The organism is Synechococcus sp. UW69, from assembly GCF_900474185.1.
Lineage (GTDB): Bacteria > Cyanobacteriota > Cyanobacteriia > PCC-6307 > Cyanobiaceae > Parasynechococcus.
The window spans coordinates 305,849-329,552 of the sequence record NZ_UCNW01000008.1; the positions used below are offsets into that span (position 1 = coordinate 305,849).

Genomic DNA, 23,704 nt, shown 5'->3' on the forward strand with positions numbered 1-23,704 from the left:
TCGTCTTGTTAAATGGTAATAACTGATACAAAAATCTAATTGCGTATTGTTCTTGTTGGCTCTTGCGATTTATTCCCTTCTTGTAGGGCTTTTGGCTTTATTTTTGCAGTGCCGAGCTGATTTTATTATTATTTATTTGGCTTAGAAGTTTTGGCTGAAGCTGCTTGTGAAGGCGCTTTGTTGTTGTTGGACTTTAATATTCAGTTCGTGAACCGCCATCGATGAGGCTGTGCCCTTGATGGGTTTTGAAGGGTCAGGATTCTCTATGGATTCCATCTCGGATGTGAATTTTGTGCCAGGTCCAAAAAGAAAAACATTCCTCGATTGAATCCCGTTGATGCTCATATTCCCTCCCCCTGGAGTCACGGTGAAGTTTGCGTTCGCATTGCCTTTGCTGTCTCCAAAAGCGTCGTCAATATAGCTGCCGGGTAGCAGATTCACTGTTGCACTGTTCTTTGTGCGTACGTTGCTGTTGGTGTCAATTGAATTCCGTACACCAAACGAATTTGTAATTGAAATTTGAAAATCTCTTGCGGAGCTTCCAGAGATTCTATTCATTTGTTGGGCGGATGTCCTGGCGCTAAAAAAGAGCCCAAAAATCGAGACCAATATTATTAATAAATTGTATTTAGTTCGGGACATACTGAGTATCCCGCTTTAGAAATTCTGAGAGAATGCGCTACTGAAAGATGTGTTCGAAATATCAACATTGATGTTGCTGTTCACATTGGCTGCAGCAGATGCGTTGGACACGTTGGTGGCTGCATCGCTGGCGTCGCCTGAGTTGGTTAGCGATGTGTTGAAGGACGTTACAGCAGGGTCAAGGGTCATGTCGAATGCTGACGACATACCAGTCAGGCTTGTGCTGCCCTCAGCAAACTGAGCTTCGTCGACGGAATCGACATTTCCTGTCGTCCCTCCCGCACTGTTGAAGTTGGTGGTGCCGCCGCCCACGGTGCGAACGTTCTTGATGTCAGCCGCAATCGAAGGTACGCCCCCCTCTTCAGCTGATGCGCCCAGAACCGTGGAGATTTTGCCTTCAAGTGGCTTTAAGGAAGCTTTGCTTTCAATAACCGTTCCCGACATGCCGCTCATGCTGGATGTCACGCCAAATGCGTTGCTCGTTCCAACCGAAAGGGTTGCTCTGGAGCCGTTGGACACATTGATGGTGACCGATTGGCCGGGCCCCGCTAGCTGCTCTGGTGGAAGATCTGGTGCTGTTTGGGCTTGCGAAGTAGGCGCAAAAGCCAAGCTTGCTGCAGCAATTGCAGTAGCAATAGATAAGCGCTGAAAATCAACCAATGGGATTTCCACTTGGCTAGCCCTTAGACCTACGACTCAATCGTATACACACACTGAGCAAAAATCCGTTGTGTATTTGGCCTTAATCAGGCCTTCGATCAATATTTTGTATCAGAAAGAACTTAATTGGCAATTTGGTATTCAATCGAACAATGGCAACATTGCGGATCTTGCATATTCATAAAATTTTTTGTAGCAAAATGGACATTTTTCGACGATTCAGTACCAAAACGAGCATGCGATTAACGCATATTCCAAGTATTCGACAGACTTTCCGTATCACGAGGAACTTAATTGGCAATTTAGTATCCAAATGAACACTAAGACTATGCGCATCACGCATGTTAAAAATTGTCTTGTAGCGGAAATAACATGTTCCGAAATTTTGGTAGCGCAATGAACATGCAAATCACGCATATTCCAAAATTAGGTATACCTGCGCTCTTTTAATCGGCAAGCCAGGTCTAATGTGAATGTGTTGGCGTATATGCGCTAGCACACTCTCAATTGGTTGCAACCCCATGAGAAGACCACTTCTATTGGCTGCAGCGCTTTCCAGCGCAGTGGCCGTCGCCCTCGGCAGCAGCCCTGCCAAAGCCGACATGTTCAACATCAATGCTGCCGCTCCTGGCACGCTGACCTTCAGTGGCAGCGGCACCGCTCAGTTCAACAACTCGCTGGGCACCAACAACAGCTTCCAGGTGGGCTCCGCCACAAGCCTTGGCGTCAACGCTTCCACCTCATCGACTCCTGAATATGCAGTGACGTCGACAGCGACTTTGAATCTGGACACCACGTCCAACATGTCGCAGACCATCGGCACCTCCGGCGCTGGGCAATCGAAAACAGCCACCAGCACCCGTGCGCATGATGTGTCACGGAGCGCGATGAGCAGCCGCGGCTGGGAAAGCGAGTGGGAGTACGGTCGCGAGTACGAGAATCGTGCTGGTCAAACCACCACGTATGACTCCCAAGCTTCATACGAAGCCGCTTACAACTCTGAGTACAACGCCGAATACCAAAACGCATACTCTCAGGTCAAGTCCACCGAGTCGAGCTCGACATCGGATGGAACCATCAGTGGCGCTTTCAAAACGGTTGAGTACAGCCGATCCAACGCCTCAGGGGCAGCTGCAGACTGGGAAGCAAGTGCATCAGCTAGCGCCGAAGCAAAATACGGCAATAGCTATGACAGCTCGAGCGGCAATTATTCGTTCGCATCCGAAGCTGACTGGCAAGCCGCATACGACGCCGAGTACAACTCCGCTTACTCCCGCGCATCTGCGGGGGCCAGCAAGTACTCCAATAGCAACGTGACGGTGAATGGCATCGGTTCAGATGCCGACATCGTCGCTGCTAGCGGTTCGACCTTCACCACAGATATTGGTGCAGGTAGTGGTACCGCTTCTGGCTCGACATCCACTGCACAGGGTTCAGCTGGAGCCAGCTTGAGCACAGTGTCTTTGGCCAACCAGTCGCAGTCCCAGACGGCATCAGCCTTCATTCAGTCGTTCGGTGGAACAACCACAGCTCCGGCTCAATAAGGTCTTACGCTTAATTCAACCCAAGCCCTCCCTCGCGAGAGGGCTTTTTTTTGCTCAAAAACTTCAGATAATTGGGTCTATCATCTAGAGGCAAAGAATTTCATGCAGCAGCCAACTCAAGATTTACATTGAGCCGCGAACCATTGCCCTGGTCCCTCCTGCCCTAGGGCACTCGCAATTTTCCAATCGGCGCAAGCACCCTTTAAGTCACCAGTCATTTCCCGTGTGATCCCTCGATTTCGATAAGCATCTGCCAAGCGGGGATCCAAGCGAATGGCTTGGCTGAAATCACTGATGGCAGCTTGATTCTGCTGCAAAGCGCCACGGGTGACACCACGATTGGAGTAGGCCTTGGCATAGCCAGGGTCAATAGCGATAGCTCGATCAAGATCATTCAACGCCTCTTGAAATTGACCCATCCGGCCTTTCACCAGAGCCATCGCTGCAAAAGCTTTTGCATGCTTTGGATTCAAGTTAATGGCCTTCTGAAAATGCTGAATAGATTGCTGGTTCTGCTTGAACATTGATGCGATGCGGCCCTGATAATAATGATAACTGGGATCTCTTTTGTCCTTGAAATTGCGCATTAAGGACGCCGCTTTTTGGGTCTGCCCGAGATCAAGATAAAGATCAACTTTTGAATATTTGCCGTTAACACTTGGAGAGGCGTTGGCCAAATGAGCTTCGACTAAGAAACAAAAAAGAATTAAAGATAGTCTTTTTTTAAATTTGAATTTCACTACCTTCTTGGCAAACGAGGCGACGGTCATTGTTCGACTCAGTGTTTGCTGCAAAAGCTTTGTGAGTAATTTTACTAACAGGATGGGAAATTGCTAGCCATCCAGCGAGCTCGCAACAGAAGCCCCCACCGCTAAGGCATGAACCAAGGAGGCGTTGATTGGTAAACAGCCGCATTGTTGCTGTTCTCCCGCGCCTCCACGCCATAGCAACAGGTGCGGCCACTGTCCCGCTCCTGCAGCAGCTCGTTGGCCCAGGTCCAGATCAAAGCCGCCGTTGCCTCCATGCCCACGTTCTCCATCACGCGGAGATCAATGGCCTGGAGGTCGTGCAGCCGCTGCCATTCCGCCAGCAGGGGATCGTCTGCATTCACCAGAAAAGTGTGGTCGAACTGCTGCCGCAAGCGTTGTTCGAAGGGGCGCAGGCTGGAGAAATCAACAACAAACCCGCAGGCATCCAGCTCCGTTGCGGCGAACCAGAGGTTGAAACTGCGGCTGTACCCATGCACGAAGCGGCAATGGCCCTGGTGGCGCCACTGCCGGTGACAGCAGGGATAGCCGCTGAAGGCTTTGCTGCAGCTGTAGGGGGTCGGAGAAACGAGCAAGGGGTGAAACGCGGAATGGAGCACGCTGCGGGAAGATTCAGGCGTTGCCCGAATGTCCGAGGCCTGATGCAGCCCCTCAGCCCCGCCTTCATTGACCAACTCCGTTTTAACGAAGCGGGGCTGATTCCAGCTGTGGCCCAGGACTGGCTGGATGGGGCCGTGCTGATGGTGGCCTGGATGAACCGGGACGCGATTGAAGCCACCCTGCGCAGCGGTGAGGTGCATTACTGGAGCCGCTCACGCCAGGAGCTCTGGCACAAAGGGGCCACAAGCGGTCACATCCAGACGATGCGGGAGATCCGCTACGACTGTGATGCCGACGTGCTGCTGGTGACCGTGGAACAGTCTGGAGATGTGGCCTGCCACACCGGCTCCCGAAGCTGTTTCTACGAAAACAGCGATGCCCGAACGGCCGGTGGAGCCGAGGCTCTAGCGCCGCCAACGGATGCCTGCACCGAACTGTTCCGAGTGATCGAGGGGAGACGAAAGCAGCCGGAGGAAGGCAGCTACACCAACAAGCTGCTGGCGGGTGGAGACAACAGCATCCTCAAAAAAATCGGTGAGGAGAGTGCTGAATTCGTGATGGCCTGCAAAGACGACAACGCCGCCGAAATCGCTGGCGAGGCTGCGGACATCGTCTTCCACATGCAAGTGGCCCTGGCCCATCACGGCGTGAGCTGGCGGCAGGTGCAGGAAGTGCTGGCAGCGCGCCGCGGCGCCCCGCGCCGCCACTAAGGCAGACAGGGGCTGTCGCTGCTGATCACCACGTCATCGCCGAGCTTCACGGTGTCCAACAACACCCCCATGGTGAGCTGTCCGGCATTGATGCACCCTCCCGTCACCGCCTTACCGATCCGGGTCTCGTCGTTGGTGCCGTGAATGGCGAAGCTGTACCAGCGGAAGACGCCGTCGTAGGTGTTGAAACGAAAGGGCTGCTCGGTTGCCGGCACCGGAGCCAGGCTGATGTAGCCGATGCCGTACTCACCGGTTTCCCCATCGCCTTTGAAGTCGATGGAGTTCATGTTGCTGAAGAGGGTTTCGCGCAGCTCCTCCTCCGTTTTTCCGGATTGCTCCACCAGTGAGGGGTCCATCTCGAAGCGGTCGTTGCTGAGGATGGCGTTGACCTGAAACGTTCCGAGCGGTGTGACGCCCTCTTCAAAGGTGGTGCCTTCACAACCGATGCCATGGCGACCATGGCCAACGGTGAAGCGCAAGGGTCCCTCAGCACGATCCAAAACACCTTCACTGGCTGCTGGATTGCTGCCGTTCAGCTGGATCCGAATCGGTTCCCGAACCTGAGGGTCCTGCAAGGAGGTGCCGGTGTCAGAGCGGCACCCCACGAGGCTCGCCATCAAGCCTGCCATCACGAAAGAACGGAGCAGGTCCACACATCGATCACGACTGAAGGCAGCATGCCGCGCCCGGATGGCGACGTCACTCCAGTGATTCAGATTCGGCCGGTTGGATGGACTGTCGAATCGTCGAACCGAATCGGGAGGGCTGCTGCATCACCCAGTCCAGCGTGAGGCGATCACGCTCCGATGGCACCAACACTGGACGTTCGCCTTGGCTGATCGCCAGGACATCGGTGGGCACCGAACTGTGGCCCCAGAGCCCGAAGGCATGGCCAAGTTCGTGCAAGGCCGTGGCCTGCAGTGCTTCAGCCCGCAAGCCGGGGGAAACCATCACCTTCACTTGAGGTTCAAGCCTTCGGCGGCCACTGCGCTGAGCATCCACAACCTGAAGTTGTGTGCGTCCGTTGCTGGCCCGCCACACCCCTGCCACCTGGCGACGGGCCGGACGCTGCCGATGAATCAGCACATTGGCCTTTTTCGGACTGTCCACCAGCGTGAGTGGAACCAATGCACCCCAGGTGGTCAGCGCCGAGGACACCCCATCCAGCCAGCGTTGATCCCAACGGTTGGCCGGTGTGGCAGCTGCGGGCTGAACCCATATGCACCAGTGCTTCAACACCGGAGGCCCCAAGGAGGTGGTTGCAATGGAGGAGGCATAGCCTGGACGCTGGCCTGGAGCCTGACGTTCCAGGGCAACCTGCAGCGTTCGAACCTGTTGTTGCGGCGGGCAGAGGTCGGGTTGCATCAGGCGGCGGGCAGACCGACTCCACGGGCCATCAACGTCGCCATCAGGGGGATGCTGGCGAAACCGACAAGTTCAATGTTGATGATCCAGGCCAGACGACCCGCCAGGGCCTCGCTCACCTTTGGCAGTTCACCTTTGCGGAGGGGAATCGCCCAAAGGATGTAGGTGATCGTGGGGTAGAGCGACAGCCCACCGACGGAGAGGTACAGGCCCACCTTCCACCAGAAGAGAGGGTTCTGTGTGTAGAACTCGGCACCTTGGCCGAAGTGGATCACCCGCAGGATGCCACTCACCAACAGAGCCAGGGCAGCAATGCCGTAAACGATGTCGGTGATCACCATCGCCGTCGCTTCCTGGCGATTCGGATTGGCTTTGATCAGCTTCCGCTCCAGCACCAGGGCACCGAAACAGAGCATGAAACTGAGGTAGTGAACGTAGGCAACGCCAGCGTTTTTGGCGATGTCGGACGTGAGAGCGACGGCCAGGGGCATTGGCGTAGCAACAGAAGGTGCGGCGACCTTAGCCACCCAATTGAATTAACAATGAAAGATTCACTTCATCAACAGGAAGAAAGAGTGTAATAACGCAAAAAGTGTTAATTCGGGAGTCTTTATTATGACCGCCAGAAAAAAACACTTTGGTTCTAGGTTCAATTCAGCCGTATCGTCATGATGACGAGTTCTCTGAGTGCTTTTCTCGGCGAAATTGGTCGCCATCAGCTGCTCACCCCAGAGCAAGAACTGATGATGGGGAGGAAGGTTCAAGCGATGGTTGCCATCACCGAACGCTGTCATCTTGCTGGCGGGAATGGCCCAGCATGTGAGTACAGCGATAAAGAAAAAGGAGTGATTCGCCGTGGAGAACGGGCCAAGAATCAGATGATCACCTCAAACCTTCGCCTGGTTGTCAATCTGGCGAAGCGCTATCAGGGCAAAGGCTTGGATCTTCTTGATCTCATTCAGGAGGGAACACTCGGGCTGACCCGTGCTGTGGAGAAATACGACCCCACCCGCGGCCATCGTTTTTCGACCTATGCCTATTGGTGGATCCGTCAGGGCCTGAACAGGGCGCTCTCCACCCAAAGCCGCACAATTCGCATTCCCGTGAATGTGAACGAAAAGCTCACCAAGCTGCGGGCGGCCAAGGCGCGCTTGATGCAGAGGAATGGCCTGAGCCCTACCGGGGAACAATTGGCGGAGTTCATGGAGATCCCCATCGCTGAAGTGGAAGACCTCTTGGCCTGTGAACTTCGCAGCGTCACCGTCAGCCTGCAGGGGGTTGTGAAATCGAAATCCGATCCCTCAGAGCTGGTGGACGTGCTGCCCAGCGAGGAGCTGCCTCCGATGGAACGGGCCGAAATCGCTGAGCGCACAGCCTCGGTTTGGTCGTTGCTGGCCAAAGCCAATCTCACCCCGAAAGAGCACACCGTCGTGACCTTGCGCTTCGGGCTGGATGGCACCAACGAATGGCGCACCCTTGCAGAAGTGGCTCGCCACATGAACTGTTCACGGGAATATTGCCGTCAGGTGGTGCAGCGGGCCCTGCGCAAACTGCGCAAGACCGGAATTCAGAACGGACTCGTGGAATCCACACTCTGAACATCGGCTCACACAGCTAGCGCTTTGCAGCTGATGTGGTGAGAGTGAAGCAATCTGGCTCCCTCCGCATGACCAACCATGCAGCTCGAACCACCGTTGAAGCCGACGTGCTTGAACGGGAAGTCATCGACGAGAGCCTGCTGCGCCGGCTATTGCAGCGGGCTGGCAGGGGTCTTGCCGCCCCTGCCCTGGAAGCTCTGGAGTTGATGCTTGACCCAGAGACTCCCTCAGCAGCGCGACTGACGATGCTCGCAGCCCTGAGTTATCTGTTGATGCCAGCTGATCTCATTCCCGACCTGCTGCCTGTGGCAGGTTTCAGTGATGATTTGGTCGCGCTCTCAGCAATGGTGGGACTTTGGAGCAATCACGTCACCCCGTCGATCCGCATGCGAGCTCGCCGCAAACTGGATCGATGGTTTCCCCTTGCGCACTGAATCGCTGAACTGAATCGCTGAACTGAGTTGCTGATTGATGACTGGCTGGACCCCTGAATTTGAAGCGGATCTCACCCTGCTGCTGAAGGATTGGTTGAAACACCAGGGGCGTTCGCAGGCCGACCTGCGGCGAAACCTGCGCGCCGTGTCGACCCGAATGCCCGCACTGCTGGAGGTGCTGGAACGAGAACACAAACTGCGCGGACTGTCCGGACTGGCTGATCGGCTCTGCAGCGTCGAAGCCGAATGGCATGGCCAGCCATCAGCAGACAACAACGGCGTCGCAGCAGCAGAGGTGGATCCTTTCGGTCAACTTGATCTGCTTTTGCAGGAAATTCGAGACGACTGCTCCGATTAAGGGACATCACGGGCAAAGTGGTGGCTCAGACATCGCTCCGATGACGCCTACACAACTCCTTAGTGCCTCCTTCTGTTTGACCATGTCGGTATGCGGCGCTTCGTCTGCCCTGGCCCAGACAGAAGGCTGGCTGAGGGGACCTGGCAGCGCAACAGGCAAAGACAGCAAGATCGAGGCCACGAATTGCGTCACTGCAGAAGACGGCTCGATGACCTGTGACACCAAAGTAGTTAACCCGGCCAGCAACACCAAAGCACGGCCCTACTACAACCCCTTCAACGACTGAGACCCGTGAGCGGACCCACCCGATCGAAGAGAACGTTTCTTGGTTTTGTTGATGCTGGTGAGCGCGAGGTCGCCCGACTTCTGACCCTGATCACTTCTGTTGTGATCGCTGCAGCGATCATCCAACTGATGATTTCTCTGGGCTCCAAACTGCTGACTGGATCAGCGGCGACGTGGTTAGGCGACGATCTCATCAAGATCCTCGGCGATCTGCTCACCGTTTTGATCGCCCTGGAGGTGCTGCAAAACATCACCAGTTACCTACGCCGCCATGTGGTGCAGATCGAACTGGTCCTGGTGACTGCTCTCACCGCAGTGGCCAGGAAAGTGATCGTGCTGCCTTCAGGTGCTGAAAATAAACCCCAACTTTTGGTTGGTCTAGGTATCGCTGTCGTCTCTCTCTCCGCCGCTTACTGGTTGGTCAAACGTGCCAATGCAACTCCCACGAAGACACGGCTTGGGCGTGGGTCTGCCAGCAAACTTGAACACCAAGACTGAGGGCTGTCGGCCAAAGAGGAAGGCCGCCCCTCCCGCTGGAAAGACGGCCTAACTCGCTCGTTTGCGCATTGCAATCGACCTCATATTCAGTGTCTGATGCCTTGGGAAATCTCCTCCAGCAATGGAACTGAGACAGGAAAGGTCGAAGCGTCTGGCTCAAGGCACCCTGGGGCCATGGGGTCCAGGTGTGAAGCAACTCTCCTGCGGGGCACCTCCGAACGATGCAGAGGAGAGTCGACTGGCTTGACGCTCTTCATTGTCGCGCCAGACGAATTGCTTCCGAATGGGTGGAAACTGTTGGAGCAGGGGCCAGAAAGTCAGTCTGCTTCTGCGATTTGCTCAGGTGGAGTGTCGGCCGTCATGGGCTCCTCCGATCTCGATACACACACTCTCGTCAGCGATAACGGCAACGGCAATCAGCTGTCGTGCTCATTGCCTTTTAGGGCCGGAACACCCCATCCTGGGAATGGCGTGCCTGAACAGACTTAAGGGGCATCCCAGTGCAGGGCCAGCCAGAGCGTTCCAGGATCAGGGTCCGTGCGCTCGACCCGGTGGCGTTGATGGGGCGGAAGTGAAAGATGATCTCCAGGGCTGAGATCCACAATCCGATCGGGGTTCTCCAGCGCAACACAGGCGCTACCCCGCAGGACAAGCACCCATTCGTGTTCGGACTGATCCATCCATTCGTCGCTGGGGGATCGGTAGTCATTCGATGCGATCAGCATCAATCTCCAAGTCTCGGCGGACGCCAGCACCCGCATTGATTCCTCCCCGGGAGGTGGGCAAGGGGTCACCAGCAGATTGGCGTCCCCCCCCTGCCCATGGTCACGCTCTCCCCAGCGTCGACCAATGTCGAATCCCCAGGATTGGGCGAGCTGCACAACCTGATTGTGGTCAGCACAGTCCGCCAGCTTTTGACGACTGCTGGAGTCCTGCTGCACACGCTCCGCAAGGGACTGAAGTTGGGAGATCTTGCTGAGGAAACGGATCAGATCCTGTTCCGCCATGGAGGGACCACACAGCTTCAATAGTGATCCTGACAACAGACCAATTCAGGGATGGGCGCAAAAGTCAGAAGATCCTGACGATCTATTTCATGCCTTCTGCAACCAAGGCTCTCACCATCAGCGATCTGGAAGCAGGCTTCTCCACCTACTGCTTGGCCCTGAGACGCCTTGTCGCGGATGGACGCGACCTAGACGCCATTCGCCGGACTGTCTGCTGGGATTACCTGCAAAGACTGCACAGCTCCCTTCCTCAGGATTACCGCTCTCCAGACGAACTGATTCAGCGGTACCAAAGGGAGGCATCACCTGCTCAAGCAGACTGATCGAAGCCACAACATCCCTGTGCTGAGCCATGTCCTGCGCTACTGCATTGGTGCATGTCTGCTGCTGCTGCTGAGCCTCGGAACAGCTGAAGCCACTGCCGCTGCCGTTCCAGATGCCCAGCAAGGAGCGGTGTTGTTCGAACAGCACTGCGCGGGATGCCACATCAACGGCGGCAACATCATTCGCCGTGGAAAAAACCTGAAGCTGAAGACCCTCGAGCGTGATCACATCGCAACGGTGGACGCCATCGCAGCCATCGCCCGTGAAGGGCGAGGCCAGATGAGCGGTTACGCAGACGTTCTCGGGACGGATGGTGATCAGCTTGTGGCGGAATGGATCCTGATGCAGGCTCAGAACGCCTGGACCCAGGGATAAACCTCGAGAGCCGTCCAGATTCCCTGCTTCCAATAAATGTCGTCCTCAACGAGCTTGCGCACGACGGAGATGTCGTCTGCCTCGAAGATTCCGAAAACGTGGGTGCTTCCTTCAGTGGGCCCAAGAGTGACAAGCATTCCCTGCTTTTTAAGATCCTGAAGACGAGCAAGGTGTTCATCTCGATAGGGAGCACGCTTCACAAGAGCATCCGTGCAGTAAGTGCCCCACAAGACGAAACGTGCCATAGCAAAAGATGAAATACCGAAGAACTTTTCAGTAAAAAGGATGGCATAGCGGATTGACCAAACGCTATGTTGTGAAGGTTGATTTCTCACGAAAGCGATGCTCACTGGGAGCGACCTTCTCAATAAAGTCAAAGACCTGGGTGATGTCAGCAAGTCTGATCTGGTTCGTGCCTGTGGCTATGTGTCCCATAAAAAGGATGGTGGCGAACGTCTGAATTTCACAGCTTTCTACGAAGCCCTCTTGGACGCCAAAGGCGTCAGTCTTGGTACCGGCGGTGTTGGCGGTGTCGGCAAAGGTGGCCGCAAGCTCAGCTATGTGGCCACAGTGCAAGGCAACGGCAACTTGCTGATCGGCAAGGCGTATACGGCTCTTCTTGACCTCACGCCTGGAGATGAATTTGAAATCAAACTAGGCCGCAAGCAAATTCGTTTGACGCCTGTTGGTGAAAGCGACGAAGACGAAGAGTGATGCAGCCACAGGTGCTGAGAGCACAAGTGTTCTCTCTCTGGTCGAGACCTTTTCAACCCCGACCATCGTCGGGGTTTTTTCATGCCATCAGCGTGATGGAGGCCACTAAGGCTGATCAGCAGCGACGCGCAATTCAGCGCAAAAACGACCAGCCTCCTGAGCGATTTCGCCAGGAGATGCTGCAGCCATCCTTTTCACAAGCGCACTTCCCACAATCGCTCCATCGGCACCCCAGCCACGAACCTGGCGCACCTGCTCAGAGCCTGAAATTCCAAAACCAACGGCGACAGGAACGGGTGAGGTTTGTTTCAGCTGCTGGACCAACCCTTCAACTCTGCTTTCCATTTGGGCCCGCTCACCGGTGACACCGGTGACACTCACCAGATAAGTGAAACCTCGGCTGCATGTCGCAATCCGACCCATTCGATCTTTGGGTGTGGTGGGTGCAACAAGAAGCACGAGATCCAATCCGTATCGCTCTGCAATTGTCGACAACCGCTCCGCCTCTTCGAGAGGTAAATCAGGCACCACCAGCCCCGCCGCACCGGCCTCCGCTGCGGACTGGCAGAACGCCTCCATTCCCACATTCAGCAGCGGATTGGAGTAAGTGAACAGAATGACGGGAATCTGCAATTTCCCTTTCAAGGACCGCAGCATGTCCAGAACCGCCTTGGGCGTGGTTCCAGCGGCAAGGGCCCGGGAAGCGGCGGCCTGAATGACCGGTCCATCAGCGAGAGGGTCGCTGTAGGGCATCCCCAGTTCCACCATGTCGGCCCCGGCACTTTGCAGGCTGAGGAGCACTTCAGCGGTCACAGAGAGATCAGGGTCGCCAGCCATCAGGAACGGCATCAGAGCGAGGCGACCGTCCTGCTTCAGCTGCTCAAAGCGCTGGGCGATGGAAGAGGACTGCTGATTGGGCATCTCGGTCAACCGACCAGGAACAAACCTCGAAAGCCTATGAGTCGGCGGGAGCGTCACCGTCCGAAGCAACCGAGGCATCCGCTCCGATCTTGCGCAACAGCGCCTGCTGCTCCTCCTCTGGGAGAGCGTCAAAACGAGCCTGAAGTGCGTCAGCCTCCTGCTTGTCGTACACCTCGCGGTAGCGACGCCGCTGATTCATATAGGTCATTTGGCCGGTCACAACCCGAAACAGGTAGGAACTCGTCCAGACCACAACGATCACCACCAACAATGTCTGGGCAGCAATCCCTGCCGAGAAACCTTCAAAGCCCGCAGCTTGAAAGCCCACTTGCCCAACTCCTCCCAGCAGAAGGACGGCAAGTCCGATCAGAAGAACCTTTCCTCGCGTCAATTCAGACGTCTCCCTGCCCGCTGAGACGGAAATTGAGGAACGGAGCGAAAAGAATCATCCCCGGGAAAAAGAAGAAGACCATCCCATAAATCCCCAGACGCTCCAGCTTGCCCATCTGATGCCAGCGCTGATTCATCCAGGCGAAAAGGGCCAGCGGAATGACCACGAGGTACAAACCGCCCAGCACGACGTAGGCCAAAAGAACCAGCAGTGTGTCCTGTGGGACTTGATGGAGCAGGGACGAGAGGTCCAAGGCCTGAGGACAGCTGAGGGAAATCTAAGATGTCTGGGCGGGGGCATGGCGGAATCGGTAGACGCACGCGACTTAAAATCGTTTGGGCCGAAAGGCCTGTGGGGGTTCAAGTCCCCCTGCCCCCACCACCCGCTTTCAAGACGGCAGTAACTCGGCGAGCTTGGTGCGGAAATCTCCCTTGGGCATACCGCCCTTGAGTTCCCCTTTGATAGAGAAATCGCCATCGGGATCGCTCACCAGCAGGTAGGTCGGCCACCCCATACCCTCCTTGTTGGGGTACTGCTTGAGCAGGATCTTGCGGTATTTGCGGTACATCTCGGTGTCCTGCAGCATCACTGAGATAAAGCTGCAGCCGAGTTCCTCCGCCACTTTTCCGTCGTAATGACTCATGCGGTGACAGGTTCCGCAGTCTTCAGAGCTGAACTTGATCAGGTGCATCGGCGACGGCCCAAGAGAGGATCTCTCCAGCATGGAAAGGAACCAGTCCATTCACAAGTTCCGGCACAAGATGATCACGCCGTTGCAACGTGATGCGGCTGCTGTTGGCTGGCAGGTTGTAGAAAGCTGGCCCGTTCAGGCTGGCGAATGCTTCTAAATGGGCAAGGGCACCCTCTTCATTGAAGACTTGGGCGTAGCTCTCCAAAGCGAAGGGCGCATTGAAAATGCCGGCGCAACCGCAGGAACTCTCTTTTGAGGCCCGCTCGTGAGGTGCCGTATCAGTGCCAAGAAAGAAGCGGGGGTCACCGCTGGTGGCAGCCCGGCGTAGGGCCTGACGGTGACCTTCCCGCTTGGCGACGGGAAGGCAGTAGAAGTCACTGCGCAACCCTCCGGCAAACATCGCGTTGCGGTTGATATGCAGATGGTGGGGGGTGATCGTGGCCGCGAGATGGTGATCCGCGGAGCTGACGTACTGCACAGCCTGCTCGGTGGTGATGTGCTCGAACACAACCTTCAGCTCGGGATGACGAACCCTCAGGGGTGCCAAATGGCGTTCAATGAAGACCGCCTCACGGTCGAAAATATCGATATCGGAATCCGTGACCTCTCCATGGATCAGCAACGGCATGCCGATCCTGGCCATCGTCTCCAGCACTGGATCGATCTGCAGCAGATCCGTCACTCCAGCTGCTGAATTGGTGGTTGCGTTGGCGGGATAAAGCTTGGCAGCGGCAAACACTCCCTCTCTAAAGCCAGTCTCGAGCTCGGAGGGATCGATCGAGTCGGTGAGGTAGGCCGTCATCAACGGCGTGAACTCCAGATCAGCGGGACACGCGGCCTGAATACGCGCGCGGTAAGCCCGCGCCGAAGCAACGGTGGTCACCGGAGGGCGCAGATTGGGCATCACGATCGCCCGACGAAAACGACGGGCTGTATGGGCCACAACATGCGTGAGCATCTCGCCGTCACGGAGATGCACATGCCAATCATCCGGAGCGATGATCGAAATCTGATCAGTCATTCAGCGCCAAACCATTGACGGCAAGACGCAAGGCCACGAGGCGATCGGCGCTGATGTGGCTCTTGGGAACACGATCAAGCAGCTTGAGCTTCTGAAGCCGATTTTCTGTACTTCCCGTTGCAACGACCAGGTAAACCCTGCGCCCTTCTTCTATCGCTTCCTTAACCGCATTCTCGAGAGCGATCGCAGCGGTGACCCCGAGGTGGGATACCTCTGAGAGGTCGAAGACCACCGCCTGACAATTGCCGATGGCGTTGTGCTCGCGAGCGATCGCTTTCGCCACACCGAAGATCATTGGGCCGGCGAGCTGAAACAACAGGACCTTGCCGGAGGCCTGATCCAGCAACACCTGTTCCTCTTCAGTCAGCTCCACATCGTCATCGGCGGTGCTGATCGTTTTCACTTTTCTGGACTGCAAAGCGCTCATCCGATCAATGGTGAGAACGTTGGCCACGAAGACGCCAATCCCCACCGCAGTAATCAGATCCACCAACACCGTGAGCGCAATGACGCCGTAGGTGATAACCGCAGCTTTAACCGAAAGGTGATGGGCCCGTTGAAGGAAATCCCAGTCGATGATGTCGATACCCACCTTCAGGGCGATCCCCGCCAGAACAGCAAGGGGGATCGTGGAGGCGAGGGGAGCGGCGGCCAGAACAACCACCACCAAAATCCCCGCTCGGACAATTCCAGAGAGGGCCGAACGTCCGCCAGCCTGAATGTTGACCACGGTGCCCATGGTGGCGCCCGCCCCAGGGAGCCCTCCGAAGACACCCGAGGCGATGTTCGCCAGTCCCTGGCCCACCAGTTCCTTGTTCGAGTTGTGCTCGGTGCGGGTGAGGCTGTCGGCCACCACGGAGGTGAGCAGCGCATCGATGCACCCGAGCATGCCCAACACAGCCGCATCAACGAACATCAAGCGCAGCTGCCCTCCAGAGAAGGTGGGCACATGCAGGCTGGGGAGCTCGGCATTGAAGGGCGGAATGGTCTTGAGGCCAGCGTCTTGAAACAAGGTCAGCGACAGAACCGTTCCCAAGACCAGAGCCAGGAGCTGCGGCGGACAGAAACGCTTGACGTTCGCTGGGGTGAACCAGAGGATCGCGACGGTGATCAAGGCCAGAGCCAGCTCCATCGGCTGCACGCCAGCGATCAACCCGGGCAAATTGGACAAGGTCCCCATGACCCCGCCCGATGCGGTCTGACCGAGGAAGGCCGGCAGCTGGAGAATCACCAGGATGGCTCCGATCCCCGACATGAAGCCGGAGATCACCGTGTAGGGCATCTGGGTGACATATCGACCCAGACGGAACACGCCGAAGAGGATCTGAAACAGGCCCGCCAGGATGACCACCGTGAAGGCCATGGCCATGGCGGTTTCCTTGTCCGGAGCCGTGGCGGTGAAGCTCAGGATTACAGAGGTGAACACCACGGTCATCGGACCAGTGGGTTCAGAGATCAAGGTGGGTGTGCCACCGAAGACGGCAGCCACCAAACCGATGATCACGGCTCCCCAAAGTCCCGGTGCTGGGTCGCCCGTTGCGGCGACCCCGAAGGCCAGGGCCATCGGAAGGGCAATCACCGCGGCGGTGACGCCACCGAAGGCGTCACCGCGCAGATTGCTTGTGGAAATCCGATTCAACAAAAGTTCTGGCACTGAACCGCAGCGCCTGACATTAAGTGGAGTCACGACAAAGCAGAATCCCCTCACACAACTGATCCCTCCCCATGCCTGAATTTGTACAGGCCACGATCGAAGTGCTGCTGGGGATCGGGCTGCTGTTCGGCGGCGGAGAGCTGTTCGTTCAGGGGGCCGTCGCCATGGCGGTGATCTTCGGCATTCCCCAGCTCGTGATCGGGCTCACAGTGGTTTCACTGGGCACCAGCGCGCCAGAACTGTTCGTCAGCCTCAGTTCAGTGCTGCAAGGGGCTGACGCCCTCGCCGTCAGCAATGTGGTGGGCAGCAACATCTTCAACGTGATGGTGGTGCTGGGCAGCAGCGCCCTTGTTCTGCCGTTGCGTGTCGAAAGCCGACTGGTGCGGCGGGACGTCCCCCTGATGATTGCGATCTCAGCGGCGGTTTGGGGCATGGCCTCCGCAGGACGGGTCACCTGGCAAGCGGGCCTGGCGTTGCTGTTGGGACTCTTGATCAACACCATCTGGGAGATCCGCACCGCCCGTGAACAACCGGACGACAGCGGTAGCGCTGAACCCGACATCGAAGAGGACGCGGCGAGCGGCGGTTGGACCCTGGCCGTCCTGCGACTGCTCGGGGGCATTGGCATCCTCACCATCGGATCACGGGTGCTGGTGAGCGGAGCCACGTCAGCCGCCACCTACCTGGGAGTCAGTGAGGCGGTGATCGGTCTGACGATCGTTTCAGCCGGAACCTCGATGCCGGAATTGATCACCTCCCTCGTTGCCGCCCTGCGGGGGCGCACCGATCTGGCGATCGGCAATGTGGTGGGCAGCTGCTTGCTGAACCTGCTGCTGGTGCTGGGAGGAGGAGCCTTGGTCGCCGCTGGCCGTGGGCTGGAGGTCAGCCCCGAATTGATTCAGGACGACCTGCCAGTGATGTTGCTAACGAGCCTGGCCTGCATGCCGATCTTCTGGACGCGCGGACGGATCAGCCGACTGGAAGGGGGGCTGTTGCTGGGTTTGTACATTCTCTACATCGTTGACAACGTTCTACCGAGAACAACTCTGGCCAGTTGGTCGGATGAATTTCGGCTGTTGATGCTCTGTCTTGTGCTGCCGATCGTGATGATCGTGATCATGACCCAGGCCTTGGTGTTCTGGAGAACGAGGACCTAGCGGCATCCGAGTGCTCCCCGTGATGAGACGGATGGAGTTGTATTTCCTCATCCAGGGATGACCCTCTGATTAGCCGTGTTCATCCTTGAGGCAGATGATGCTCGGCTTGCCGATGCTTGAGCTGCTTCCCCCGCTCAACGACAAGAATCTTCCCTGGATCGACGTCATCCATCCCATCGTTGTTCACTTCGTGATCGCGATGGCATTGATCACGGTCGTGTTCGACGTCATTGGTGTGATCAGCGGCAAGAAGAACCTGTTTGAGGTGAGCTTCTGGAACCTGATCGTCGCCACCGTTGCGATCTTCGTGGCCATCATCTTCGGCCAGGTGGAAGCCGGTCTCGCCAATCCCTATGGCGCGTCCCGGGACATCCTCAACATCCACAGCACCATCGGCTGGTCCCTCGCTGGTGTACTCGCCCTGCTCACAAGCTGGCGCTACGTCGCCCGGCAGAAAGACCCAGCGATCTTGCCCAGGGGCTTTCTCATCTTTGACGTCGTGCTGGCGGGTCTCGTGATCACGCAGGTGTACCTCGGAGACAAGCTGGTCTGGGTTTACGGGCTGCATACGGTCCCCGTGGTTGAAGCCATCCGTCAGGGAGTGGTCTCGTGACGCTCTTCGCCGCGATCGCATCGCCGATCAACGACATTGCCGACTCCCTCGGCGCCAACAACCTTCCCTACGCGATTCCGCTGCACCCCAACCTGGTGCACCTGACCATCGGGTTGTTTGCGATCGCCATCGCCTTCGACTTCGCCGGTGCGTTCTACCCGTTGGAAAAACGGGTGTTCCGCTTTCTTGCTCTACCAGTCACCCGCAGCGGCTTCCACGACGTGGGCTGGTACAACCTCGTGGCCTGCAGCGGCATCAGCTTCTTCACCGTGGCAGCGGGGTTCTACGAAATGCTGCTGGCGGTTCCATTACCGGGCATTCGCAGCATCCTCGGCCAGACCGCCATCGACACGATGCTCTGGCATGCCATCGGTGGCGTCGCGATTCTGCTGGTGATCGTGGCCATGGCCATCTGGCGGGGTTACCAACGTTTTGTTTGGCGCAAGGACTTGGGCCGTCAGGTGACCTGGCTGTATCTGCTTTGCGGCACCGCCATGCTGCTGGTCATGGGCCTGCACGGAAGCCTTGGCGCCTGGTTGGCCAGTGACTTCGGGGTGCACATCACCGCAGACCAGTTACTGGCTTCCGGTGCCGATCTGCAGGAGGCATTGCCATGACCACCACCGCCCCCAAGAACGGCCCGAACATCGGCGCCATCGTGATCATCAGCATCGCTGTTGCGATCAATCTTGTGATCGCCAAACTGATGGCGACATGGTCCTACAGCTGGTTCCCACCGCAGGCCTCCAGCGCAGCGTCCTACGTCGACGATCTATTCGCCCTGGAGACCGGCATCGGCTCCTTCATTTTCTTTGGCTGCACCGGTGTCATGGGCTGGGTTCTGTTGTTCAACAGAGCCGGCAAATACGACGAGAGCGACGGTGCGCCGATTGAGGGCAACACCAAACTCGAGATCATCTGGACGATCATTCCTCTGGTGACGGTCTTCGTGATCGCCACCTACACGATGAACGTGAACATGAAGCTTCAGACCCTTGGTCCGAAGCAGAAGTACGCCATCGGCACCGATCCCACCGCCCTCATTGCAGTCGATCCCACCGCGGACATCGGACCAATCGATGTGATTGCCCGCCAGTGGAGCTGGGAGTTCGTCTACCCCAGCGGCGTGCGCAGTTCAGAACTGCACATCCCAGTGGATCAACGGGTGAATCTCAGGCTGATCTCGGAAGACGTGCTGCACAGCTTCTTTGTGCCGGCCTTTCGACTGAAGCAAGACATCATCCCCGGCAGCATCATCTCCTACAGCCTCACGCCTACCAAGGAGGGGAGGTTCCGGTTGAGGGACGCCATGTTCAGCGGCGCCTACTTCTCCCAGAACCAGACAGACGTGATCGTCGAATCCGAGCAGGCCTACGACGGCTGGCTGAAAGCCACAGCCCAAAAGCCACTACAACCCGGCCTCGATCCAGGGCGACCGCTGTACGACCGACGTCTCAGTCGAGGCGACAAGGGCTGGGCAACGGTGCCCCCCGCGCCTGCCCCGATGGTGAACGACCCCGGCGATCCCTCCATCCCCCACGACGCCTGAGACGCGCCATGACATCCACGAACTACGACCCGCGCATCCTCAAGGCTCCTCACCCCGTCCCAGGGGCCCCGGATAACTGGAAGCGCTTCTTCAGCTTCAACACCGATGCCAAGGTGATCGGCATCCAATACATCGCCACGTCGTTGTTCTTCCTCTTGGTGGGAGGACTGCTGGCGATGATCGTGCGGGGTGAACTGATCACACCGCCAGCGGATCTGGTGGATCCGAGCGTTTACAACGGCCTCTACACCATGCACGGAACAGTGATGCTGTTCCTGTTCCTTTTTCCGATCCTCAATGGCTTCAACAATCTGTTGATCCCCACGATGATCGGCGCGCCAGACATGGCGTTCCCGAAGCTCAATGCTGCCGCGTTCTGGTTGGTGCCCGTGTTTGCAGCGGTGTTGATGGGCAGCTTCTTCGCACCCGGTGGGCCGGCGTCATCGGGATGGTGGTCCTACCCACCGATGAGCCTGCAGAACCCATTGGGACACTTCATCAATGGAGAGTTCCTCTGGATCCTGGCGGTGGCGTTGTCAGGCATCTCCTCAATCATGGGTGCCGTCAATTTCGTAACGACGATCATCCGGATGCGGGCTCCAGGCATGGGCTTTTTCAAGATGCCGGTGTTTGTTTGGACCGCTTGGGCCGCCCAGACCATCCAACTGGTGGGGCTGCCGGCCCTCACCGGAGGTGCGGTGATGCTGCTGTTCGACCTCAGCTTCGGCACCAGCTTTTTCCGGCCTGAAGGCGGCGGTGATCCGGTGTTGTTTCAACACTTCTTCTGGTTCTATTCCCACCCAGCTGTATACGTGCTGGTGTTGCCGGTGTTCGGCATCTTCTCCGAACTCTTCCCGGTGTATGCCCGCAAGCCACTGTTCGGCTATCGATTCGTGGCGATCGCCTCCTTCGGCATCACCTTCCTCAGCCTGATCGTGTGGGCCCACCACATGTTCTATACCGGCACGCCGAACTGGATGCGCCATATCTTCATGTTCACCACGATGCTGATCGCCGTTCCCACAGGGGTAAAGGTGTTCGCCTGGCTGGGAACGCTCTGGCAGGGCAATCTGCGCCTGAACACACCGATGCTGTTCTGCCTGGGTGGCTTGTTTAACTTCATTTTCGCCGGGATCACCGGCGTGATGCTGGCCACCGTGCCGATCGACATTCACGTGGGCAATACCTACTTCGTGGTGGCCCACTTCCACTATGTAATCTTCAACACGATCGGCTTCGGGGTCTTCGCCGGGATTTACCACTGGTTCCCCAAATTCACGGGCCGGATGTATTACGAAGGGCTCGGCAAAGTTCACTTCGTGCTCACCTTCATCGGTGCCACGCTCAACTGGTTACCTCTGCACTGGGCTGGACTACTTGGCATGCCTCGTCGTGTCGCGTCCTACGACCCTGAATTCGCGATCTGGAACGTGCTCGGCAGCATCGGCGCCTTCATGCTCGGCGTCGCCTCCATCCCCTTCATTCTCAACATGGTGAGCTCATGGGCCCGGGGGCCGCAGGCTCCCCCCAACCCCTGGAGAGCCATCGGCCTGGAATGGCTGCTGCCCTCACCGCCCCCGGCCGAAAACTTCGAAGACGACATCCCCACCGTGATCAGTGAGCCCTATGGCTACGGCCTCGGGCACCCCCTCGTTGAGGACGAGGAGTTCTACGTGCGCCGTTCCCAGGAGGCCTGAACCGATGACCAGCGTCAATCCCGACCTGCAGCTCAATCACACACCCGGGCATGTGAAGCACGACGGCCACAACATGACCGGCTTTGTGATTTTCCTCTGCTCTGAGAGCGTCATCTTCCTCGCCTTCTTCGCCGGCTACGCGGTGCTGAAGCTCACAGCTCCGCAGTGGCTACCGGACGGCGTCGAGGGGCTGGAGGTGCGCATGCCCCTGATCAACAGCGTGGTCTTGGTGAGCTCAAGTTTCGTGGCCTATGCCGCCGAGCGATATCTGCACAAGGGCAACCTCTGGGGCTTCCGCGCGGTCTGGCTGCTCACCATGGCCATGGGCTCCTACTTCGTTTACGGCCAATACCTCGAATGGTCGGAGCTCAGCTTCAGCCTCAGCAGCGGTGTGTTCGGAGGATTGTTCTATTTGCTGACGGGCTTTCACGGTCTTCACGTCATCACCGGCATCCTGCTGATGGGACTGATGTTGGCGCGTTCTTTCGTCCCAGGGAACTACGACAAAGGCGAGATGGGCGTCGCTGCGGTGAGCCTGTTTTGGCACTTCGTCGACGTGATCTGGATTCTTCTCTTCCTTCTGATCTACGTCTGGCAGTAATTCCATGATCATCGACGACAACCACTACGACGTCATCGTTATCGGCAGCGGTGCCGGAGGAGGCACCCTGGCCGGAGCCCTGAGCCGACGCGGCAAGAACGTGCTCGTGCTGGAGCGCGGCGGGGCGATGGCCCTCGAAGACCAGAACGTCGCCGACGTGGATTTGTTCCGCAAGGATCGATATCACCCCAAGAGTGAGCGCTGGTTCGGACCCGACGGCGATCCCTTTGCACCGCAAACCACCTATGCACGGGGAGGAAACACCAAGATCTGGGGGGCGGTGCTGGAACGCATGCGCGAACAGGATTTCGGCGAGGTGGCGCTCCAGGACGGAGTATCGCCGGCGTGGCCCCTGGATTACTCCGAACTGGAGCCGTACTACGAGCAGGCCGAGACCCTGTACAGGGTTCACGGCAAAGCAGGCATTGACCCCTGCGAGCCCCAGCGAAGCACGGGCTATGAACGTGCGCCGAAGCCGGTGGAACCCTTTCTGGAACCCCTTCGTTCCGCTCTCCAACGCCAAGGCTGTCAGCCCTACGACATGCCGATCAGCTGGTCAGACGACCGGGACGATCCCAGCGGCGATTCCCAGTTGTTTGGTCTGCAGGTGGGTGATCCCGAACGGCTCACCGTGCGTGACAACGCCCGGGTACTGCGCCTGCATGTGAATCCAGGTGGCAGAGCCATCCGAGGCGTGGAGGCTGAGGTAAACGGCGATTCATGGCTGTTCAGTGCCGATGTCGTGGTCATTGCCACCGGTGCCATCAACACGCCGGCCATCCTGATGCGCTCGGACAATGCTCACCATCCCAAGGGCATCAGCAACGGATCGGATCAGGTGGGGCGGAATCTGATGAATCTGCAGCTCACCTCGATCCTGCAGCTGGCCACAGAACGCAACAGCGGCCGCTATGGGCGCTCGCTGGGGATCAACGACTACTACTGGGGAGACAAGAACGTCAGTTTTCCGCTAGGGCACATCCAGGCCGCCGGTGGCGTTCTGCAGGACGCGTTGTTCGCCGAGTCACCACCGGTGCTGTCCCTGGTGACCAAACTGATCCCCGACTTCGGGCTCGAGCGGCTGGCCTCCCGCTCTGTGGCCTGGTGGGCCATGACGGAGGTGCGTCCAGATCCCCACAACAAGGTGTGGCTCAACAACGAACAGATCCGGATCAACTACATCCCCAACAACCGGGAAGCCCATGATCGCCTCGTGTACCGCTGGATCGACACGCTGAAAGCCGTGGAGAACGATCCGGTGACCAAAGTCGTTTTAAAGGCACCCACCCATGCGCGAGGAGAAGCCCCCTTGAGTGTCGTGGGCTACAGCTGCGGCACGTGTCGCATGGGCGAGGACCCATCCAACTCGGTGGTGGATCCCAACGGCAAATGCCATGAACTGGAGAACCTCTACATCGCCGACAGCAGCATTTTTCCTAGTTGCCCAAGCATTGGTCCCGGGCTCACGGTGATCGCGCTGGCCCTGCGGCTCGCCAATCACCTGGCCTGATTAGGGCACCGTTATTAG

Annotated in this window: 32 protein-coding genes and 1 tRNA gene; 18 read left to right on the forward strand and 15 right to left on the reverse strand. The window is 57.6% G+C overall.

The window, feature by feature from the left end; all coding sequences use genetic code 11:
* Positions 1-141: 141 nt before the first annotated feature.
* Together DXY29_RS05340 and DXY29_RS05345 are read right to left on the reverse strand one after the other, a co-directional pair.
* Positions 142-558: a hypothetical protein gene (locus DXY29_RS05340; protein WP_136987723.1), complete on the reverse strand. Its 417-nt coding sequence runs from the start codon at positions 556-558 to the stop codon at positions 142-144.
* A 99-nt stretch (positions 559-657) separates the two neighbouring features.
* On the reverse strand, positions 658-1,302 hold the full coding sequence (locus DXY29_RS05345; protein WP_170952130.1) for a hypothetical protein: 645 nt from the start codon (positions 1,300-1,302) through the stop codon (positions 658-660).
* 563 nt (positions 1,303-1,865) lie between these two features.
* Between DXY29_RS05345 and DXY29_RS05350 the strand changes: the two genes are divergently transcribed.
* Positions 1,866-2,846: a hypothetical protein gene (locus tag DXY29_RS05350; protein ID WP_136987725.1), complete on the forward strand. Its 981-nt coding sequence runs from the start codon at positions 1,866-1,868 to the stop codon at positions 2,844-2,846.
* A 116-nt stretch (positions 2,847-2,962) separates the two neighbouring features.
* Here DXY29_RS05350 and DXY29_RS05355 read toward each other — a convergent pair whose 3' ends face one another.
* Both DXY29_RS05355 and DXY29_RS05360 read right to left on the reverse strand, forming a co-directional pair.
* Positions 2,963-3,616 (reverse strand): tetratricopeptide repeat protein, encoded by a 654-nt coding sequence (locus DXY29_RS05355; RefSeq protein WP_115023534.1) that lies wholly within the window; start codon positions 3,614-3,616, stop codon positions 2,963-2,965.
* Between the two features lie 101 nt (positions 3,617-3,717).
* Positions 3,718-4,188, reverse strand: coding sequence for a 6-carboxytetrahydropterin synthase (locus DXY29_RS05360; RefSeq protein WP_115023536.1), 471 nt, complete (start codon positions 4,186-4,188; stop codon positions 3,718-3,720).
* A 66-nt stretch (positions 4,189-4,254) separates the two neighbouring features.
* Here DXY29_RS05360 and hisIE point away from each other — a divergent pair, with 66 nt between their 5' ends.
* Complete coding sequence (hisIE, locus tag DXY29_RS05365; protein WP_115023538.1) at positions 4,255-4,923, forward strand: bifunctional phosphoribosyl-AMP cyclohydrolase/phosphoribosyl-ATP diphosphatase HisIE; 669 nt, start codon at positions 4,255-4,257, stop codon at positions 4,921-4,923.
* On the opposite strand, the gene DXY29_RS05370 is transcribed toward hisIE, so the two are convergent.
* Genes DXY29_RS05370 through DXY29_RS05380 form a run of 3 tightly spaced genes read right to left on the reverse strand, consistent with a single transcriptional unit; the run spans position 4,920 to position 6,779 of the window.
* Positions 4,920-5,576: a L,D-transpeptidase gene (locus DXY29_RS05370; protein WP_115023540.1), complete on the reverse strand. Its 657-nt coding sequence runs from the start codon at positions 5,574-5,576 to the stop codon at positions 4,920-4,922. The two genes, hisIE and DXY29_RS05370, sit on opposite strands and share 4 nt — an antisense overlap.
* Positions 5,577-5,622: 46 nt before the next feature.
* The gene (locus DXY29_RS05375; protein ID WP_115023542.1) at positions 5,623-6,288 is read right to left on the reverse strand and encodes a peptidase; all 666 of its coding nucleotides are present in this window, start codon (positions 6,286-6,288) and stop codon (positions 5,623-5,625) included.
* Complete coding sequence (locus DXY29_RS05380; RefSeq protein WP_115023543.1) at positions 6,288-6,779, reverse strand: DUF2214 family protein; 492 nt, start codon at positions 6,777-6,779, stop codon at positions 6,288-6,290. Before DXY29_RS05380 ends, DXY29_RS05375 begins: the two co-directional genes overlap by 1 nt.
* A 180-nt stretch (positions 6,780-6,959) precedes the next feature.
* Between DXY29_RS05380 and DXY29_RS05385 the strand changes: the two genes are divergently transcribed.
* The 5 genes from DXY29_RS05385 to DXY29_RS05405 all read left to right on the forward strand — a co-directional run bounded on the left by DXY29_RS05385 (position 6,960) and on the right by DXY29_RS05405 (position 9,461).
* Entirely contained in the window at positions 6,960-7,886 is a 927-nt protein-coding gene (locus DXY29_RS05385) for a sigma-70 family RNA polymerase sigma factor (protein ID WP_115024271.1), read from the forward strand.
* A gap of 68 nt (positions 7,887-7,954) precedes the next feature.
* A complete protein-coding gene (locus DXY29_RS05390; RefSeq protein ID WP_115023545.1) occupies positions 7,955-8,320 on the forward strand; it encodes a YkvA family protein in 366 nt (121 codons plus the stop codon).
* Between the two features lie 37 nt (positions 8,321-8,357).
* Positions 8,358-8,678, forward strand: coding sequence for a hypothetical protein (locus tag DXY29_RS05395; RefSeq protein WP_115023547.1), 321 nt, complete (start codon positions 8,358-8,360; stop codon positions 8,676-8,678).
* 40 nt (positions 8,679-8,718) lie between these two features.
* Positions 8,719-8,964: a hypothetical protein gene (locus tag DXY29_RS05400; protein WP_115023549.1), complete on the forward strand. Its 246-nt coding sequence runs from the start codon at positions 8,719-8,721 to the stop codon at positions 8,962-8,964.
* Between the two features lie 5 nt (positions 8,965-8,969).
* Positions 8,970-9,461 carry a phosphate-starvation-inducible PsiE family protein gene (locus DXY29_RS05405; RefSeq protein WP_115023551.1) on the forward strand — a complete coding sequence of 164 codons (492 nt, stop codon included), beginning with the start codon at positions 8,970-8,972 and terminating at the stop codon, positions 9,459-9,461.
* Positions 9,462-9,946: 485 nt separating this feature from the next.
* Here DXY29_RS05405 and DXY29_RS05410 read toward each other — a convergent pair whose 3' ends face one another.
* Complete coding sequence (locus tag DXY29_RS05410) at positions 9,947-10,468, reverse strand: Nif11 domain/cupin domain-containing protein (protein WP_115023553.1); 522 nt, start codon at positions 10,466-10,468, stop codon at positions 9,947-9,949.
* 89 nt (positions 10,469-10,557) lie between these two features.
* On the opposite strand from DXY29_RS05410, the gene DXY29_RS05415 reads away from it, so the two are divergent.
* Positions 10,558-10,791, forward strand: coding sequence for a DUF3136 domain-containing protein (locus DXY29_RS05415; RefSeq protein ID WP_115024272.1), 234 nt, complete (start codon positions 10,558-10,560; stop codon positions 10,789-10,791).
* Between the two features lie 19 nt (positions 10,792-10,810).
* The gene (locus DXY29_RS05420) at positions 10,811-11,167 is read left to right on the forward strand and encodes a c-type cytochrome (protein WP_371411065.1); all 357 of its coding nucleotides are present in this window, start codon (positions 10,811-10,813) and stop codon (positions 11,165-11,167) included.
* Here DXY29_RS05420 and DXY29_RS05425 read toward each other — a convergent pair.
* Entirely contained in the window at positions 11,143-11,412 is a 270-nt protein-coding gene (locus DXY29_RS05425) for a YciI family protein (RefSeq protein WP_115023555.1), read from the reverse strand. The two genes, DXY29_RS05420 and DXY29_RS05425, sit on opposite strands and share 25 nt — an antisense overlap.
* Positions 11,413-11,509: 97 nt before the next feature.
* Between DXY29_RS05425 and DXY29_RS05430 the strand changes: the two genes are divergently transcribed.
* Entirely contained in the window at positions 11,510-11,881 is a 372-nt protein-coding gene (locus DXY29_RS05430) for an AbrB family transcriptional regulator (RefSeq protein ID WP_115023557.1), read from the forward strand.
* A 105-nt stretch (positions 11,882-11,986) separates the two neighbouring features.
* On the opposite strand, the gene trpA is transcribed toward DXY29_RS05430, so the two are convergent.
* From trpA to DXY29_RS05445, 3 genes are read right to left on the reverse strand one after another with little or no spacing between them, the layout of a single operon-like run.
* Positions 11,987-12,802, reverse strand: coding sequence for a tryptophan synthase subunit alpha (gene trpA, locus DXY29_RS05435; protein WP_115024276.1), 816 nt, complete (start codon positions 12,800-12,802; stop codon positions 11,987-11,989).
* A gap of 34 nt (positions 12,803-12,836) precedes the next feature.
* A complete protein-coding gene (locus DXY29_RS05440) occupies positions 12,837-13,193 on the reverse strand; it encodes a DUF3007 family protein (protein WP_115023559.1) in 357 nt (118 codons plus the stop codon).
* 1 nt (position 13,194) lies between these two features.
* On the reverse strand, positions 13,195-13,446 hold the full coding sequence (locus DXY29_RS05445; RefSeq protein ID WP_115023561.1) for an NAD(P)H-quinone oxidoreductase subunit L: 252 nt from the start codon (positions 13,444-13,446) through the stop codon (positions 13,195-13,197).
* A 39-nt stretch (positions 13,447-13,485) separates the two neighbouring features.
* On the opposite strand from DXY29_RS05445, the gene DXY29_RS05450 reads away from it, so the two are divergent.
* A tRNA-Leu gene (locus tag DXY29_RS05450) sits at positions 13,486-13,574 on the forward strand.
* A gap of 7 nt (positions 13,575-13,581) precedes the next feature.
* On the opposite strand, the gene DXY29_RS05455 is transcribed toward DXY29_RS05450, so the two are convergent.
* From DXY29_RS05455 to DXY29_RS05465, 3 genes are read right to left on the reverse strand one after another with little or no spacing between them, the layout of a single operon-like run.
* Positions 13,582-13,884: a thioredoxin family protein gene (locus DXY29_RS05455; protein WP_115023563.1), complete on the reverse strand. Its 303-nt coding sequence runs from the start codon at positions 13,882-13,884 to the stop codon at positions 13,582-13,584.
* Positions 13,859-14,905 carry a dihydroorotase gene (gene pyrC / locus DXY29_RS05460; RefSeq protein WP_115023565.1) on the reverse strand — a complete coding sequence of 349 codons (1,047 nt, stop codon included), beginning with the start codon at positions 14,903-14,905 and terminating at the stop codon, positions 13,859-13,861. Before pyrC ends, DXY29_RS05455 begins: the two co-directional genes overlap by 26 nt.
* Entirely contained in the window at positions 14,898-16,547 is a 1,650-nt protein-coding gene (locus DXY29_RS05465) for a SulP family inorganic anion transporter (protein ID WP_115023567.1), read from the reverse strand. The genes pyrC and DXY29_RS05465 overlap by 8 nt, the downstream gene beginning before the upstream one ends.
* 83 nt (positions 16,548-16,630) lie before the next feature.
* Here DXY29_RS05465 and DXY29_RS05470 point away from each other — a divergent pair, with 83 nt between their 5' ends.
* The 7 genes from DXY29_RS05470 (at position 16,631) to DXY29_RS05500 (ending at position 23,686) form a co-directional block, all read left to right on the forward strand.
* Positions 16,631-17,716, forward strand: a complete 1,086-nt coding sequence (locus DXY29_RS05470) for a calcium/sodium antiporter (RefSeq protein WP_115023569.1) — start codon at positions 16,631-16,633, stop codon at positions 17,714-17,716.
* 112 nt (positions 17,717-17,828) lie between these two features.
* Positions 17,829-18,329: a DUF2231 domain-containing protein gene (locus DXY29_RS05475; RefSeq protein ID WP_115024278.1), complete on the forward strand. Its 501-nt coding sequence runs from the start codon at positions 17,829-17,831 to the stop codon at positions 18,327-18,329.
* A complete protein-coding gene (locus DXY29_RS05480) occupies positions 18,326-18,946 on the forward strand; it encodes a DUF2231 domain-containing protein (RefSeq protein WP_115023571.1) in 621 nt (206 codons plus the stop codon). The genes DXY29_RS05475 and DXY29_RS05480 overlap by 4 nt, the downstream gene beginning before the upstream one ends.
* Positions 18,943-19,878 carry a cytochrome c oxidase subunit II gene (locus DXY29_RS05485; protein ID WP_115023573.1) on the forward strand — a complete coding sequence of 312 codons (936 nt, stop codon included), beginning with the start codon at positions 18,943-18,945 and terminating at the stop codon, positions 19,876-19,878. The genes DXY29_RS05480 and DXY29_RS05485 overlap by 4 nt, the downstream gene beginning before the upstream one ends.
* Positions 19,879-19,886: 8 nt before the next feature.
* The gene (locus tag DXY29_RS05490; RefSeq protein ID WP_115023575.1) at positions 19,887-21,575 is read left to right on the forward strand and encodes a cbb3-type cytochrome c oxidase subunit I; all 1,689 of its coding nucleotides are present in this window, start codon (positions 19,887-19,889) and stop codon (positions 21,573-21,575) included.
* Positions 21,576-21,579: 4 nt separating this feature from the next.
* Complete coding sequence (locus DXY29_RS05495; RefSeq protein WP_115023577.1) at positions 21,580-22,176, forward strand: heme-copper oxidase subunit III; 597 nt, start codon at positions 21,580-21,582, stop codon at positions 22,174-22,176.
* Positions 22,177-22,180: 4 nt separating this feature from the next.
* Positions 22,181-23,686 (forward strand): GMC oxidoreductase, encoded by a 1,506-nt coding sequence (locus DXY29_RS05500; RefSeq protein ID WP_115023579.1) that lies wholly within the window; start codon positions 22,181-22,183, stop codon positions 23,684-23,686.
* The last annotated feature ends 18 nt before the right edge of the window (positions 23,687-23,704 follow it).

What these genes read in the sequence shown, in the direction of transcription:
- DXY29_RS05355 (WP_115023534.1), bottom strand. Translation starts at nt 3,616, where the DNA reads ATGACCGTCGCCTCGTTTGCCAAGAAGGTAGTGAAATTCAAATTTAAA.
- pyrC (WP_115023565.1), bottom strand. Translation starts at nt 14,905, where the DNA reads ATGACTGATCAGATTTCGATCATCGCTCCGGATGATTGGCATGTGCAT.
- DXY29_RS05380 (WP_115023543.1), bottom strand. Translation starts at nt 6,779, where the DNA reads ATGCCCCTGGCCGTCGCTCTCACGTCCGACATCGCCAAAAACGCTGGC.
- hisIE (WP_115023538.1), top strand. Translation starts at nt 4,255, where the DNA reads ATGCAGCCCCTCAGCCCCGCCTTCATTGACCAACTCCGTTTTAACGAA.
- DXY29_RS05470 (WP_115023569.1), top strand. Translation starts at nt 16,631, where the DNA reads ATGCCTGAATTTGTACAGGCCACGATCGAAGTGCTGCTGGGGATCGGG.
- DXY29_RS05400 (WP_115023549.1), top strand. Translation starts at nt 8,719, where the DNA reads ATGACGCCTACACAACTCCTTAGTGCCTCCTTCTGTTTGACCATGTCG.
- DXY29_RS05425 (WP_115023555.1), bottom strand. Translation starts at nt 11,412, where the DNA reads ATGGCACGTTTCGTCTTGTGGGGCACTTACTGCACGGATGCTCTTGTG.
- DXY29_RS05410 (WP_115023553.1), bottom strand. Translation starts at nt 10,468, where the DNA reads ATGGCGGAACAGGATCTGATCCGTTTCCTCAGCAAGATCTCCCAACTT.
- DXY29_RS05455 (WP_115023563.1), bottom strand. Translation starts at nt 13,884, where the DNA reads ATGCACCTGATCAAGTTCAGCTCTGAAGACTGCGGAACCTGTCACCGC.
- DXY29_RS05390 (WP_115023545.1), top strand. Translation starts at nt 7,955, where the DNA reads ATGACCAACCATGCAGCTCGAACCACCGTTGAAGCCGACGTGCTTGAA.
- DXY29_RS05495 (WP_115023577.1), top strand. Translation starts at nt 21,580, where the DNA reads ATGACCAGCGTCAATCCCGACCTGCAGCTCAATCACACACCCGGGCAT.
- DXY29_RS05485 (WP_115023573.1), top strand. Translation starts at nt 18,943, where the DNA reads ATGACCACCACCGCCCCCAAGAACGGCCCGAACATCGGCGCCATCGTG.
- DXY29_RS05500 (WP_115023579.1), top strand. Translation starts at nt 22,181, where the DNA reads ATGATCATCGACGACAACCACTACGACGTCATCGTTATCGGCAGCGGT.
- DXY29_RS05340 (WP_136987723.1), bottom strand. Translation starts at nt 558, where the DNA reads ATGAATAGAATCTCTGGAAGCTCCGCAAGAGATTTTCAAATTTCAATT.
- DXY29_RS05395 (WP_115023547.1), top strand. Translation starts at nt 8,358, where the DNA reads ATGACTGGCTGGACCCCTGAATTTGAAGCGGATCTCACCCTGCTGCTG.
- DXY29_RS05375 (WP_115023542.1), bottom strand. Translation starts at nt 6,288, where the DNA reads ATGCAACCCGACCTCTGCCCGCCGCAACAACAGGTTCGAACGCTGCAG.
- DXY29_RS05430 (WP_115023557.1), top strand. Translation starts at nt 11,510, where the DNA reads ATGCTCACTGGGAGCGACCTTCTCAATAAAGTCAAAGACCTGGGTGAT.
- DXY29_RS05385 (WP_115024271.1), top strand. Translation starts at nt 6,960, where the DNA reads ATGACGAGTTCTCTGAGTGCTTTTCTCGGCGAAATTGGTCGCCATCAG.
- DXY29_RS05490 (WP_115023575.1), top strand. Translation starts at nt 19,887, where the DNA reads ATGACATCCACGAACTACGACCCGCGCATCCTCAAGGCTCCTCACCCC.
- DXY29_RS05415 (WP_115024272.1), top strand. Translation starts at nt 10,558, where the DNA reads ATGCCTTCTGCAACCAAGGCTCTCACCATCAGCGATCTGGAAGCAGGC.
- DXY29_RS05475 (WP_115024278.1), top strand. Translation starts at nt 17,829, where the DNA reads ATGCTTGAGCTGCTTCCCCCGCTCAACGACAAGAATCTTCCCTGGATC.
- trpA (WP_115024276.1), bottom strand. Translation starts at nt 12,802, where the DNA reads ATGCCCAATCAGCAGTCCTCTTCCATCGCCCAGCGCTTTGAGCAGCTG.